The 14,254-nt window shown below is 69.6% G+C and carries 10 protein-coding genes; 5 read left to right on the plus strand and 5 right to left on the minus strand.

Going from position 1 to position 14,254, the window contains the following annotated elements:
* Nucleotides 1–2: 2 nt before the first annotated feature.
* The 5 genes from tsaE to trxA all read left to right on the plus strand — a co-directional run bounded on the left by tsaE (nucleotide 3) and on the right by trxA (nucleotide 9,207).
* Nucleotides 3–1,538: a tRNA (adenosine(37)-N6)-threonylcarbamoyltransferase complex ATPase subunit type 1 TsaE gene (gene tsaE, locus ACQ6S1_RS07780; protein ID WP_445040619.1), complete on the plus strand. Its 1,536-nt coding sequence runs from the start codon at nucleotides 3–5 to the stop codon at nucleotides 1,536–1,538.
* Entirely contained in the window at nucleotides 1,535–2,254 is a 720-nt protein-coding gene (locus ACQ6S1_RS07785) for a nucleotidyltransferase family protein (protein ID WP_445040620.1), read from the plus strand. The genes tsaE and ACQ6S1_RS07785 overlap by 4 nt, the downstream gene beginning before the upstream one ends.
* A complete protein-coding gene (gene addB / locus ACQ6S1_RS07790; RefSeq protein ID WP_445040621.1) occupies nucleotides 2,235–5,357 on the plus strand; it encodes a double-strand break repair protein AddB in 3,123 nt (1,040 codons plus the stop codon). Before ACQ6S1_RS07785 ends, addB begins: the two co-directional genes overlap by 20 nt.
* Nucleotides 5,354–8,815: a double-strand break repair helicase AddA gene (gene addA, locus ACQ6S1_RS07795; RefSeq protein WP_445040622.1), complete on the plus strand. Its 3,462-nt coding sequence runs from the start codon at nucleotides 5,354–5,356 to the stop codon at nucleotides 8,813–8,815. Before addB ends, addA begins: the two co-directional genes overlap by 4 nt.
* A 71-nt stretch (nucleotides 8,816–8,886) precedes the next feature.
* Complete coding sequence (gene trxA, locus ACQ6S1_RS07800; RefSeq protein WP_445040623.1) at nucleotides 8,887–9,207, plus strand: thioredoxin; 321 nt, start codon at nucleotides 8,887–8,889, stop codon at nucleotides 9,205–9,207.
* A 46-nt stretch (nucleotides 9,208–9,253) separates the two neighbouring features.
* Here trxA and ACQ6S1_RS07805 read toward each other — a convergent pair whose 3' ends face one another.
* From ACQ6S1_RS07805 to ACQ6S1_RS07825, 5 genes are read right to left on the minus strand one after another with little or no spacing between them, the layout of a single operon-like run.
* Nucleotides 9,254–10,582 carry a bifunctional folylpolyglutamate synthase/dihydrofolate synthase gene (locus tag ACQ6S1_RS07805; protein WP_445040624.1) on the minus strand — a complete coding sequence of 443 codons (1,329 nt, stop codon included), beginning with the start codon at nucleotides 10,580–10,582 and terminating at the stop codon, nucleotides 9,254–9,256.
* Nucleotides 10,579–11,499, minus strand: a complete 921-nt coding sequence (gene accD, locus ACQ6S1_RS07810; protein ID WP_445040625.1) for an acetyl-CoA carboxylase, carboxyltransferase subunit beta — start codon at nucleotides 11,497–11,499, stop codon at nucleotides 10,579–10,581. The genes ACQ6S1_RS07805 and accD overlap by 4 nt, the downstream gene beginning before the upstream one ends.
* Nucleotides 11,500–11,515: 16 nt before the next feature.
* Nucleotides 11,516–12,355, minus strand: a complete 840-nt coding sequence (trpA, locus tag ACQ6S1_RS07815) for a tryptophan synthase subunit alpha (protein ID WP_445040626.1) — start codon at nucleotides 12,353–12,355, stop codon at nucleotides 11,516–11,518.
* On the minus strand, nucleotides 12,352–13,563 hold the full coding sequence (gene trpB, locus ACQ6S1_RS07820) for a tryptophan synthase subunit beta (RefSeq protein WP_445040627.1): 1,212 nt from the start codon (nucleotides 13,561–13,563) through the stop codon (nucleotides 12,352–12,354). The genes trpA and trpB overlap by 4 nt, the downstream gene beginning before the upstream one ends.
* Complete coding sequence (locus ACQ6S1_RS07825; RefSeq protein ID WP_445040628.1) at nucleotides 13,560–14,228, minus strand: phosphoribosylanthranilate isomerase; 669 nt, start codon at nucleotides 14,226–14,228, stop codon at nucleotides 13,560–13,562. Before ACQ6S1_RS07825 ends, trpB begins: the two co-directional genes overlap by 4 nt.
* Nucleotides 14,229–14,254: the final 26 nt, after the last annotated feature.

The raw sequence follows: 14,254 nt of genomic DNA on the forward strand, positions 1-14,254 counted from the left end.
GCATGAGCAGACCAGCCGATCCTGATCAGGTTCTCACCCTCGCCGACGAAGCGGCCACCGCCCGGTTCGCGGCGGCGCTGGCGCCCCTTCTCGCGCCGGGCGACGTCATTGCCCTGTCGGGCGATCTCGGCTCCGGCAAGACCACCTTCGCCCGCCACATCATCCGCCAGCTCGCGGGCGATCCCGACCTCGACGTGCCGAGCCCCACCTTCAGCCTGATCCAGACCTACGAGACGGCGCGCGGCCCCATCCTCCATGCCGACCTCTACCGCATCGCCGACGCCGCCGAGCTGTCCGAGATCGGCTGGGACGAGGCCGGCCCGAGCGCCATATCCTTGGTGGAATGGCCGGACCGCGCCGATCCGGAACTGACGCGCGAGGCGCTTGCCCTCACCTTCTCCATGGATCCGCAGGCTCCGGAGCGCGCCCGCCGCGTTCGGATCGAGGCGCCGGGCCCCTGGCTCGGCCGCATCGCCCGCGGTCTGGAGATCGCCGCCTTCCTCGACATGGCCGGCTGGTCCGGCGCCACCCGCATTCACATCCAGGGCGACGCCTCCTCGCGCCGCTACGAGAAGCTCGTCGTGCCCGAGCGCAGCGCCATCCTCATGGACGCCCCGCGCCGGCCGGATGGTCCACCCATCCGCGACGGCAAGCCCTACAGCCGGATCGCCCATCTCGCCGAAGACGTCCGCCCCTTCGTGGCGCTGGCGGACGGGCTGCGCGGTGCCGGCTTTTCCGCGCCGAAGATCCACGCCAGCGATCTCGATCGCGGCCTCCTCCTGACCGAGGATTTCGGCCGGGAAACCCTCCTCGTCGGCGGGGAATACGCGCAGGAGCGCATCGCCGCCGCGACCGATCTTCTGGCCGCCCTGCACGCCATCGAGCTGCCCGGCGAAATCCCGATGGAGGACGGCGACGCCTATCAGGTCCCGCTTTATGACCGGGACGCGCTCCTGATCGAGGTCGAGCTTCTGGTCGATTGGTACCTGCCCCATGCCGGCATCTCCGCGCGCGACGTGGACCGCGAGCGTTTCGTCCGGCTGTGGCGCAAGGCCGTCGAGCCGCTGGCCGACGCTGTCCCCACCTGGGTCCTGCGCGATTACCATTCCCCCAATCTGATGTGGCTGCCCGATCGCAAGGAATTGCGCCGCGTGGGCCTGCTCGATTTCCAGGATGCCGTGATCGGCCATCCGGCCTACGACCTCGTTTCCCTCCTGCAGGATGCGCGGATCGACGTGCCGGAAACGCTCGAAATGTCCATGCTGCTGCGTTATGTCGGCGCCCGCCGCGCCGCGCCGCAGGTGTTCGACCCCGCCGCCTTCGCCCGGGCCTACGCCACGCTCGGCGCCCAGCGCGCCACCAAGATCCTCGGCATCTTCGTCCGGCTCGCGGTGCGCGACGGCAAACAGAACTATCTCGCCCATCTGCCGCGCCTGCTGCATTATCTCGAACGCAATCTCGCCCATCCGTCGCTGGCCGATCTACGGGCCTGGTACGACGAGACGATGGGCCCTCTCGGGAACGCGGCCGCGAAATGAGCCAGATCCGCTCCGCAATGGTGCTCGCCGCCGGCCTCGGCACCCGCATGCGGCCGCTGACGAACACCATGCCGAAGCCCATGGTGCCGGTGTGCGAGCGGCCACTCATCGATCACGTTCTCGACCGGCTGGCGGCAGCGGGCGTCGAGCGCGCCGTGGTCAACCTCCACCACCACGCCGATATTCTCGAAGCCCATCTGGAGACGCGAGAGCGGCCTCAGATCGTCCTGTCCGACGAGCGCACCGCTCTGCTCGATTCCGGCGGCGGCGTGAAGAAGGCGCTGTCCCGGCTCGGCACGGACCCCTTCTTCGTCATCAACGCCGACACGATCTGGATCGAGGGCCTGCGGCCGAACCTGCGCACGCTGGCCGATCTGTTCGACCCCGCCGCCATGGACATGCTGCTCCTGCTGGCCCCCACGGCCTGCAGCGTCGGCTATGACGGGCGCGGCGACTTCCTGTCCGATGGCGACGGCCGCCTCACCCGCCGCGCCGAGCGCGACGTCGCTCCCTTCGTCTATGCCGGGGCCATGATCGTCCGGCCGGACATCTTCGCCGGCACGCCGGACGGCCCGTTCTCGCTCAACCGGCTGTTCGACCGCGCCATAGATGGGGGCCGTCTGTTCGGCCTGCGCATGGAAGGCCTGTGGATGCATGTCGGCACGCCGGAGGCCATCGCCGAGGCGGAGGCATGCTATGCCGAAAGCGCCGCCTGACAGGACGCGCCCCAACGTCTTGACGATCCCGCCGGGCGTTCCCTTCCTCGACGTGCTGGCCGATTACCTCATCGAGGGCGGGCTCCTCGCGGGCGTGCGCGCCGCCGACGATCCGCTCGCATTGCTCGATGCCCGCATCTATCTGCCCACCCGCCGCTCCGCGCGCGAGCTCGAGGCCATTTTCGCCCGCAAGCTCGGCGGCGCGGCCCTTCTGCCCCGCATCGCGGCTCTGGGCGATTTCGCCGAGGACGAAGACCCCTTCGCCGCACCGGAGGACATCGCCTCCCCCGAGCTGCCGCCCGCCATCGGCGAAACGGCGCGCCGGCTCATCCTCGCGCGGCTCATCCAGCAATGGGCAAGGGCCGTGTCCGGCGCCATCGTCCAGCCGGACGACGCGGCCGACCTCATCCCGACGAGCCCCGCGTCCGCCATGTCGCTCGCCGCCGAGCTCGGCCGCCTCATCGACAGCTTCGAGACCGAAGGCGTGCCGTGGGAAAAGCTCGTCGGGCTCGTCCCGCCGGAGCATGACGAGATCTGGAAGCTCACCACCGGCTTCCTCAACATCGCCGCCGAGGCGTGGCCCGCCTTCCTCACGGAGCGCGGCGCGATGGGCGGTGCCGCCCGTCGCAATGCCGGCCTGCGCGCGCTGGCCGCCAAGATCGCCCGCGAGCGGCCGGACACGCCCATCCTCATTGCCGGCTCCACCGGCACCAACCCCGCCACCGCCGAATTGATGGCCGCCGTCTCGCGCCTGCCGCGAGGCGCCGTCGTGCTGCAAGGCCTCGACACCGACGCCGGCGACGACATCTGGCGCGCCATCGGCGGCGAGGAGACGGACGGCCCGGTGCCCGCCTCCGCCTGGACGCATCCGCAGCACGCCTTCCACCGCCTCCTCACCCGGCTCGACGTGCAGCGCGGCGAAGTCGGCCATGTCGCCCGGCCCGATCCGGACCGCGACGCCCGCCGCCATCTCGTCTCGCGCGCCCTTCTCCCCGCCGAGGAAACCCATTCCTGGTCCGAGACCCCGCTCGCGGACAGCCTCCACGCCCTCGATTGCCTCACGCTGATCGAAGCCGCCAATGAGCGCGAGGAGGCACTCGTCATCGCCATCGCGCTGCGCGAAACACTCGAAACGCCGGGCAAGACCGTCGCCCTCGTCACGCCCGACCGTCCGCTCGCCCGCCGTGTCGTCGCCGAGCTGAAGCGCTGGGGCATCGATGCCGAGGACAGCGCCGGCATGCCGCTGGCCGACAGCCCCGTCGGCACCCTCGCCCGCCTCGTGGCCGATGCCGCGCGCACCGATCTTGCGCCCGAAGACCTCGTTCCCCTGCTGCGCCATCCGCTCGCCCGTTTCGGCGTCGAACCCGCCGAGCTGCATCGCGCCGCCAATGCGCTCGAGCTCGGAATATTGCGCGGTCCCGCGCCGCCACCGGGCACGGAAGGCCTGCGTCAGGCCATCCGCATTGCCCGCGCCGAAACGCCGGAACAGGCGCGCCATGCCCATTCCACCCGCCGCCGCCTGAACGACGAGGATTGGGCCGCCGCCCATGCGCTCGTCGAGCGTCTCCACGCCGCGCTCGAACCGCTCTGTGCGCTCGGCCGTGGCCATCGCGAAGTCCCGCTGCACGATCTTCTAATGGCCCACCGCGCCGCGCTCGATGCCGTCACGAGCGCCCCCGGCGAGGACCCAGATCCCGACAGCGCCGGCCTCGATACCTTCTTCGAGGAAGCGATCAGCGAAGACGCCAGGCCCCTCCCGGCCGCGCTCTCCGATTATCCGGCCTTGTTCAAGGCCATGCTCAGCGGTCGCACCGCCCTGCCCCGCGTCGCCGGCCATCCGCGCCTGCGCGTGCTGGGCACATTGGAGGCGCGCCTGCTCGGCTTCGACCGCATCGTCATGGGCGGCCTCATCGAAAGCGTCTGGCCGCCGCAGGCCGTCAACGACGCCTTCCTGTCGCGTCCCATGCGCGGCGCGCTCGGCCTGCCCCCTCCGGAATGGCGCATCGGCCTCGCCGCCCACGATTTCGAGACCGCGCTCGGCGGCTCGGACGTGGTGCTCACCCGTGCCCTGAAGGCCGGCGGTGCGCCGAGCGTCGCCTCGCGCTGGCTGCAACGCCTCGCCGCCGTCTCGGGCGAGGCGTGGAATGCGGTGAAGGCGCGCGGCACATCCTATCTGGAGTTCGCCCGCGCGCTCGACCACGCACCGCTCACCCGCATCGAGGCGCCCCGCCCCTGCCCGCCGGTCGAATTGCGGCCGCAGCGGCTCTCCGTCACCGAGATCGAGACGCTGATCCGCGACCCCTACGCCATCTACGCCCGCCACGTTCTGCGCCTGCAGCCTCTCGATCCGCTGGGCGCGCCGCCACAGGCTTCCGATCGCGGCACCATCGTGCACGATGCGCTGGCCCGCTTCGTCGCGGAGGAAGACCCCTTCGCCCCGGATGCCGAGCAGCGCCTGTGCGCCATCGGCCGTGCGGCCTTCGATCCCATCTGGGCCTATCCGGACGTGCGCGCTCTGTGGTGGCCACGCTTCCAGCGCATCGCCCGCTGGTTCGTAGACTGGGAGCGCGGACGCCGCGAAGGCATCGCACAAATCCACACCGAGCAGCGCGGCAGCCTGTCCTGGCCGCTCGGCAACGGGCGCGAATTCACCCTGTCCGTCCGCGCCGACCGGCTCGATCATCTCAGGACGAACGGCTTCGCCATCGTCGATTACAAGACCGGCGCGCCGCCCAGCGACAAGGAAGTCACCGTCGGCTTCTCCCCGCAATTGCCGCTGGAAGGCGCCATTCTCCGCCACGGCGCGTTCGAGGGCGCGGTGCGCGGCACGGCCGAAGAATTCATCTATGTCCGCCTCTCGGGGCAGGCCGAGGCCGGGCGCGACCGCACAATCAAGCTGAAGGACCGCACGGCAGCCGAGGTGGCCGACGAGGCGCTCGCCAAGCTGAAGGCCCTGATTGCCGATTTCGAGAACCTGGATCAGCCCTACCGCTCCCACACCCAGCCGAAATTCCTGCGCGGCATCACCGGCGATTACGACCATCTGGCCCGCTACGCCGAATGGTCCATCGCTCCCGATCCCGAGGAGGGCGGCGAGGAATGACGCTTCACGCCAGCGACGAGACGAAGGCCCGCCAGCTCCGCGCCTCCGATCCGGGGGTCTCGGCCTGGGTCTCGGCCAATGCCGGCTCGGGCAAGACCACGGTGCTGTCCAACCGTGTCATCCGCCTCCTTTTGGCGGGCGTCGAGCCCTCCCGCATCCTCTGCCTCACCTTCACCAAGGCCGCCGCCGCCAACATGTCGAACCGGGTGTTCGGCCGCCTCGCGAAATGGGCCGTCCTCCCCAATCCCGATCTCGACACCGAGCTCGGTAATCTCGGGGCCGGCACCGGCGCCACAAACCGCCGTCGTGCCCGCCGCCTGTTCGCCCGCGCGCTGGAAACCCCCGGCGGCCTCAAGGTCCTCACCATCCACGCCTTCTGCGAACGCGTGCTGCACCAATTCCCGTTCGAGGCCGGCATCCCCGCCTCCTTCACCGTGCTGGACGATCGCGGCCGCGACGAACTGGTCGCCGCCGCCCGCGCCGAGGTCCTGGCGCTCGCCGCCGGCGAGGCGAACGGCCCCATCGGCCGCGCGCTGGCTAAGCTCGTCGCGGAAACCAGCGATTTCTCCATGAGCCGCGCCCTGGGCGAAATCCTCACGCGCGGCGAGCATCTCGACGCCCTCATGCATGCCCCGGACGGCACCGACGCCTCGGCACGCATCGCGGAGCGCATGGCCGCCGCCTTCGACCTTCGGCCGGGCGACAGCGTCGAGGGCATCAACGCCGAGATCGTCGACGAGCAGGACATGCTCGCCACGTGGCCGATGCTCACGGAATGGCTGCGCTCGGGCACCACGAAGGATCAGAACCTCGCGGATTGTCTGGACCGTTCGCGCGCTGCCGCCGACCTGAGTGACCGGCATTCCGCCTATATGGGCGTCTGCTTCACGGGCAAGATGGCGCCCCGCGCCGATCCCTTCGTCACAAAAAAGCTGCGCGAGGCCCGTCCGGATCTCTACCAGCTTCTCCTCGACGAGCAGGCCCGCCTGGTCGCCCTCCTCGAACGCCGCAAGGCCGCCGCCACCTGCGAGCGCAGCATCGCCATCCTCACCATCGCCGACGCGGTCTGGCGTGGCTATCGCGCGGAGAAAGCCCGGCGCGGCGCGCTCGATTTCGCCGATCTCATCACCCACACCCGGGCCTTGATGCGCGCGCCCGGCTCGGCATGGGTGCATTACAAGCTCGATCAGGGCATCGACCACATTCTCGTCGACGAGGCGCAGGACACCTCGCCGGAGCAATGGGAGATCGTCTCCGGCCTCGCGGCCGAATTCACCGCCGGCGAAGGGGCGCGGACGCAGGCCCGCACCATCTTCGCGGTCGGCGACGAGAAGCAATCCATCTTCAGCTTTCAGGGCGCGGCCCCTGCCGAATTCGATCGTTGGCGTCGTGTCTATACAAGCCAACATGAAGCGGTGAGGCAGCCCTTCTACCATCTCCAGCTCACCCAGAGCTTCCGCTCCACCTCGGACGTGCTGGGTGCGGTCGATCAGACCTTCACAGACCCGCTCGCCCATGCCGGCCTGTCTTCCGCCAACGAGCCGACCGTGCACGACACCGCCCGCCTCGATACGCCGGGCCGGGTCGAATTGTGGCCCCTGATCGAGCCCGCCGAAAAGACCGAAGACGACAAGCCCTGGAACGCGCCGCTCGACGCGATGGCCGAGACCAGCCCGGTCGTCCAGCTCGCCCGCCGCATCGCCCGCGCCGTGCGCGGCTGGACGCGCGGCGAAGACGTGCTCGGCCCCTGTCCGCCCGTTCCGGAGGGCGAGATCCTCATCCTCGTGCGCAGCCGCGGCCCCCTGTTCGAGGCCATCTTGCGCGAGCTGAAGAACGCCGAGGTCCGCGTCGCCGGCGCCGACCGTCTCGAGCTCGGCGGCCACATCGCCGTGCAGGATTGTCTCGCGCTCGCCGACGCCATCCTTCAGCCGGCCGACGATCTCGCGCTGGCCGGCGTCCTGAAAAGTCCGCTGTTTGGCTTCGACGACGATGATCTCATGCGCCTCGCCCCCACCCGGCGTGGCAGCCTGCGCGGCGCCCTGCGCCGGTCGGACGATAGCCGCTTCCACGCGGCCGAAGAACGGCTCGCCCGCTGGACCTCGGAGGCGCGCGGCCAGCGCCCGTTCGATTTCTACGCCGGCCTGCTCGGCCATGGCGGCGGTCGCCGGGCGTTCCGCGCCCGCCTCGGCGGCGAGGTCGACGACGTGCTCGACGAATTCCTCCAGCTCGCAATGGCCTATGGCGAAAGCGAGACGGCCACCCTCTCCGGCTTCGCCGCCTGGATGCGCGCCGCCCCGGCCATGATCAAGCGCGACCTCGACACCGCGGGCTCCGAGGTCCGCGTCATGACCGTGCACGGCGCCAAGGGGCTCGAAGCCGGCCTCGTCGTGCTGGCCGATTTCGGCTGCCCGCGCGCGCCCGGCATGGCGCCGGTCGTCTACGAGATCAACGATCCCGGCCGCACCGCGAACGAGCCCCCTCTGCTCGCCTGGGCCATGCGCAAGGACGACGATCCGCCGGCCCTCGCCGCCGCGCGCGCGCTGGAGAAAGCGGCCGACGAGGGCGAGCACCGCCGCCTGCTCTACGTCGCCATGACGCGCGCCGCTGACCGCCTCGTCATCGCCGGCCATGTCGGCCAGCGCACGTCGCGCGAGGGCGCCTGGTACAGCCTCATCCTCAACGGCTTCGAGGGTCCGGACGCGGCCGAAATCACCCGCCACAACGTGCCGGCTTTCGGCGGCGACATTCTGGTGCGCGGTGCCATCGGGCTTGCCCCGGGCGCCGCGCATCCCGCCCCATCCATCGCGCAAACCGCCCTTCCGGCCTGGCTCGCCGCGCCCGCCCCCGTCGAGACGGCCGCGCCGCGTCCGCTCGCGCCCTCGCGCGCCTTGCCGCACATCCACACCGAAAGCACAGAATCCTTCGCCGTCCCGGCGCTGGAGCGCGGCAATCTCCTGCATCTTCTGCTGGAGGAGCTGCCCGGGCTGCCCGAGAGCGACCGCGCACCCGCCGCCCACGCCTTCCTCGCCCGGACGGCCGCGCTCTGGCCGCAGCCCGATCGCGCCGCATTGGCCGACGAGGCGCTGGCCCTCCTCGCCGATCCCCAATTCGCCGATCTGCTCGGTCCTGCCGCCCGCGCCGAAGCACCGGTCGCCGGCGAGATCCTGCGCGCCGACGGCACGGCTCTGCTGGTCGCGGGCCGCATCGACCGCCTGCTCGTGACGGAAGAGCGCGTCCTCATCGTCGATTTCAAGAGCGAGCGCGCCGTCCCGTCCGAGGCGCCCGATTCCTACGTCGCCCAGCTCGCGCTCTATCGCGCGGTGCTCGCCCGCATCTTCCCGGGCCGCATTATCGAGGCCGCCATCCTGTGGACAGCGGCGCGCCGGCTCGACTCCATCCCCGAGGCCCGGCTCGACGCAATGCTGCGCCGCGTCCTCGCCATGCCCGCCCTTCCTTGACGCGCGGCGGACACATTCCTACCTTCCGCCCAACTTGGCCGGATATCCGGCGCAAAATGGCAGGTGTTCATATGGCCACTGTAAAGGTTTCCGATTCGAGCTTCGCCGAGGATGTGCTGAAGTCCGACACCCCGGTCGTCGTCGATTTCTGGGCGGAATGGTGCGGCCCGTGCCGCATGATCGCCCCGGCGCTCGAGGAGATTTCGGGCGAGCTGGCGGGCAAGGTCAAGGTGGCCAAGCTCAACATCGACGAGAACCCGCAGATCGCCGCGCAGTTCGGCGTCCGCTCCATCCCCACTTTGCTGATGTTCAAGGACGGCAAGCAGATCTCGAACCATGTCGGCGCCGCGCCCAAGGCGCGCCTCGCCCAGTGGATCGAAGCCTCCATCTGAGCTCAGGCTCGCGTCACGAAAAAGCCCCCGGAAACGGGGGCTTTTTTCATTCCGGCGGCGTGCCGTTGGCGCTCAGCACCTCGCCCGCCAGATAGAGCGAGCCGAGGATCAGCACGCGCGGCGGCAGCATGTCCTCTTCGGCCTCGATGGCGCTCAGCGCCTCTTCCACGCTGTCGTGCGGCAGCGCCGGCAGGCCGGCATAATCGGCGGCAAGCGCCACCTCCTCCGCATTCTGCCCGTTTTCGCTGCTGCGGATCGGCACGGTGTGAACGCCGGCGGCAAGCCCCGCGAACGGCGCGAAGAAACCTTCCGAATCCTTGGTGTTGATCATGCCGGCCACGAGGATCAGCGGACGTTGCACGCGCTCCTCCAGCTCGGCCATAGCCGCGGCCACCGCCCGCCCGCCATCCGGATTGTGCCCGCCGTCGAGCCACAATTCCGAGCCTTTCGGCAACAGATCGAGCAGCGTGCCGTTAGTCAGCCGCTGCAGCCGCGCCGGCCAGGACACGTTCTGCAGCCCGGCCTCGATATCCGCTGCGCTCACGCCCAGTTCCGGCAGCGCGCGCAACACCGCGATGGCGGTGCCGGCATTCTCCTGCTGATGCCGTCCCGCCAGTCGCGGCAGGGGCAGATCGAGCAGGCCGTCCTCATCCTCAAAGACCAGCCGCCCGCGCTCCTCGCGTGCCTGCCAGTCCTGTCCTGAGATCACGAGCCGCACGCCGAGCCGAGCCGCGCAAACCTCGATCACCTCACGCGCGGCCTCCGTCTGGGCGGCAATGATGCCGGGCGCACCGCGCTTCAGCACGCCCGCCTTCTCGATGGCGATTTCCTCGATGGTATCGCCGAGAAAGCCCACATGGTCGATCGAGACCGGCGTGATCACGGAAGCAAGCGGCCGGTCGATCACATTCGTCGCATCGAGCCGCCCGCCGAGCCCCACTTCCAGCAGCAGCACATCGGCCGGCACGTCGGCGAACAGCAGGAACGCCGCCGCCGTGGTGCTCTCGAACTGCGTCACGGGCTCGCCGGCATTCACCGCCTCGACGCGCTCCAGCGCCGCCACCAGAGCGGCCTCGTCCACCAGCTTTCCGGCCAGCCGGATACGTTCGTGAAAGCGCACGAGATGCGGCGAGGTGTAGACGTGCACGCGCTTGCCGGCGGCTTCCAGCATCGCCCGCAGGAAGGCCACCGTCGATCCCTTGCCGTTCGTGCCGGCCACATGGATCACCGGCGGCACGCGCCGCTCGGGATGGTCCAGCCGCTCCAGCAGGGCCTGCATCCGGCCGAGCGACAGATCGATGCGCCGCGGATGCAACGCGATCAGGCGCTGCAGAATGGCGTCGCTGTCGTCCGTCACCGCCCGCGGCTCGTTCACTCGGCGGCTGCTTCCAGCGCGACGTCCTCGTCGGTGGCCGGCACCGGCGGCTGCACGAAGGTCACGGCGGGCTGCTTGGTCAGGATGCGGCAGAGCCGGCCCAGCACGCCACGCAGTTCATGGCGATGCACCACCATGTCCACCATGCCGTGTTCCTTGAGATATTCCGAGCGCTGGAAACCTTCGGGCAGCTTCTCGCGGATCGTCTGCTCGATGACGCGCGGCCCGGCAAAGCCGATCAGCGCGCCCGGCTCCGCGATCTGGATGTCGCCCAGCATGGCGTAAGAGGCGGTCACGCCGCCCGTCGTCGGGTTGGTCAGCACCACGATGTAGGGAAGGCCGGCCTCGCGCAGCACCTGCACGGCCACCGTCACGCGCGGCATCTGCATCAGCGAAAGGATACCCTCCTGCATGCGCGCGCCGCCCGAGGCCGCGAACAGGATGAACGGAGCGCCGCGGTTCGCCGCTTCCGTCAGGCCGGCAATCAGGGCCTCGCCCGCCGCCATGCCGAGCGAGCCGCCCATGAAGTCGAAATCCTGAACGGCCACGACCACTTCGAGCCCGTCGAGATCGCCCGCGCCCACGCGTACGGCGTCCTTCATCGAGGTCTTGTTGCGGGCGTCCTTCAGCCGGTCGACATAGCGCTTCTCGTCGCGGAATTTCAGCGGATCGATCGCCACGTCCCGGAACGCGATCTCGTCCCATTCACCGTTGTCGAACACGCTTTTCAGGCGCTGATCGGCCTTCATGCGCATGTGGTAGCCCGAGCCCGGGATCACCCACAGATTGGCCTCCACATCCTTGTGGAAGACGAGCTGCCCGCTGTCGGGGCACTTCACCCACAGATTGTCGGGCACTTCGCGCCGCGCCAGCAGGCCCTTGATGCGCGGACGGACGACGTTGGTGATCCAGTTCATGACGCTCCCTCGACGCTCAGTTCGCGGCCATCGAGCGGGCCGCCTCGACCCCCTCGGCCAGCGAGCGCACGATGTCGGTAACCGCCGACACGGTCTTTTCCGTGGCAAGCCCGTTTTCGAGGCTGGTGCGCACCGCCTCGACCAGAGCCGAACCGACGACCACCGCATCCGCGTTGCGCGCCACCGCCTCGGCATGGGCGGCGGTCTTCACGCCGAACCCCACGGCCACCGGCAGATCGGTGTGCGCCTTGATGCGCCGCACCGAATGCGCCACCGCATCGAAATCCGGCGTCGCCGAACCGGTGATGCCCGTCACCGACACGTAATAGACGAAACCGGACGTGTTCGCGAGCACGCGCGGCAGCCGCTTGTCGTCCGTCGTCGGCGTCGCCAGCCGGATGAAATTCAGCCCGGCCGCAAGCGCCGGCAGGCACAATTCCGAATCTTCCTCGGGCGGCAGATCCACCACGATCAGACCGTCCACACCGGCCGCCAGCGCGTCCTTCAGGAAGCGGTCGACGCCGTAGACGTAGATCGGGTTGTAATAGCCCATCAGCACGATCGGCGTGTCGGCGTCGGCCGCGCGGAAATCCGCGACCAGGGCCAATGTCTTCGTCAGGTTCTCGCCGCCCGCCAGCGCCCGCAGGCCGGACGCCTGGATCGGCGGGCCATCGGCCATCGGGTCGGTGAAGGGCATGCCGATCTCGATCAGATCGGCCCCCGCGCCCGGCAGCGCCTTGACGATGTCGAGCGAGGTCGCATGGTCCGGATCGCCGGCCATCACGAAGGTCACGAGCGCGGCGCGGCCTTCCTGTCGGCACAGGGCGAAGCGGCGATCGATACGGGTCTCGCTCACAGTTCGGTTCCCAAGATCTCGGCCACCTGCGGCACGTCCTTGTCGCCGCGTCCGGACAGGTTCACGACCATCAGATGATCCTTCGGCTTGTTCGGCGCGAGGTCGGCCACCTTGGCCAAGGCATGCGCGGATTCGAGCGCCGGGATGATGCCCTCCAGCCGCGACAGCACGCCAAAGGCCTCCAGCGCCTCGTCGTCGGTGCACGACAGATATGTCACGCGGCCGACATCGTTCAGCCAGGAATGCTCCGGCCCGATGCCCGGATAATCGAGGCCGGCCGAAATCGAATGCCCTTCCTCGATCTGACCGTTCTCGTCCATCAGCAGATAGGTCCGGTTGCCGTGCAGGATGCCCGGTCGTCCGCCGGCGATCGAGGCGGCGTGCAGCCCGGTCAGGCCATGGCCGGCCGCTTCCACGCCGTAGATCTCGACACTCGGGTCGTCGAGAAAGGGATGGAACAGGCCCATCGCGTTCGAGCCGCCGCCCACGCAGGCCAGCAGGCTGTCGGGCAGCCGGCCTTCCGCCGCCTGCATCTGCTCGCGCACCTCATGGCCGATCACGGACTGGAAATCGCGCACCATGGCCGGATAGGGGTGCGGCCCCGCCACTGTGCCGATGCAGTAGAACGTGTCGTCCACGTTCGCCACCCAGTCGCGCAGCGCCTCGTTCAGCGCGTCCTTCAGCGTCTTCGAGCCGGACTGGACGGGGATCACCTCGGCGCCCAGCATCTTCATGCGGAACACGTTCGGCGCCTGCCGGGCCACGTCCACCGCGCCCATGTACACCACGCATTTCAGGCCGAACCGCGCGCAGAGCGTCGCGGTCGCCACGCCGTGCTGGCCCGCGCCCGTCTCGGCGATGATGCGCGTCTTGCCCATGCGCCTGGCCAGCAGGATCTGGCCCAGCACGTTGTTCACCTTGTGGGAGCCGGTGTGGTTCAGCTCCTCGCGCTTGAGATAGATCTTCGCGCCGCCGAACTTCTCCGTCAGCCGCTCGGCGAAATAGAGCGGGCTCGGCCGTCCGACATAATGCGTCATGTAGCCGGACATCTCGGCCGCGAAATCCGCGTCCTCGAGGGCCTCGGCATAGGCGCGCTCCAGCTCCAGGATATTCGGCATCAGGGTCTCGGCGACGAAGCGCCCGCCGTAAATGCCGAAACGGCCGCTCTCATCGGGGCCGCTGCGGAAGGAATTGGGCTGAACGGTCACGCGCTTAACGTCTCCTGCCGGGCCTCGGCCCCGCGCACGGCGCGCACAAAGGCGCGGATCAGATCGGGGCTCTTCTCGCCGGGCGTGTTTTCCACGCCGGACGACACATCCACCGCCTCCGCGCCGGTGGCCTGAACGGCCTCGGCCACATTGCCGGGATTGAGCCCTCCGGAAAGCATGAAGCGGGTTTGCGGGTCAAGACCGCGCAGCACGTTCCAGTCGAAGGTCTGACCATGCCCGCCCGGCCGCTCCGCCCCTTTCGGGGGCTTGGCGTCGAACAGCACGCGGTCGGCCACATCGGCAAAGAGGGAAACGGCCCGTAGATCCTCGGCGGTCGAGACCGGAAGCGCCTTCCATAGGCGCGCACCATGACGCGCGCGGAAACGCTCCAGTTGCGCGGCATCTTCCTGCCCGTGAAACTGCACCACGTCGGGCGCCACCTGCGCCATGATGGCGTCGAGCAGCGCATCGTCCGGGTTCACCACCAGGGCCACCGAGACGGCACGGCCCCGCGCACGCTTCGCCAGCTCCGCCGCCGCATCGAGCCCGATATGGCGCGGGCTCCGCTCGAAGAACACGAAGCCGACATCGTCGGCGCCGGCATCGAGCGCGGCGTCGAGCGTGGCGGCATCGCGCAGCCCGCATATTTTGATTTCGGTTGGCATCCGGGTTCAGATGGCGCTCGCGCCCG

It is taken from the genome of Terrihabitans aquatilis (genome assembly GCF_052542005.1).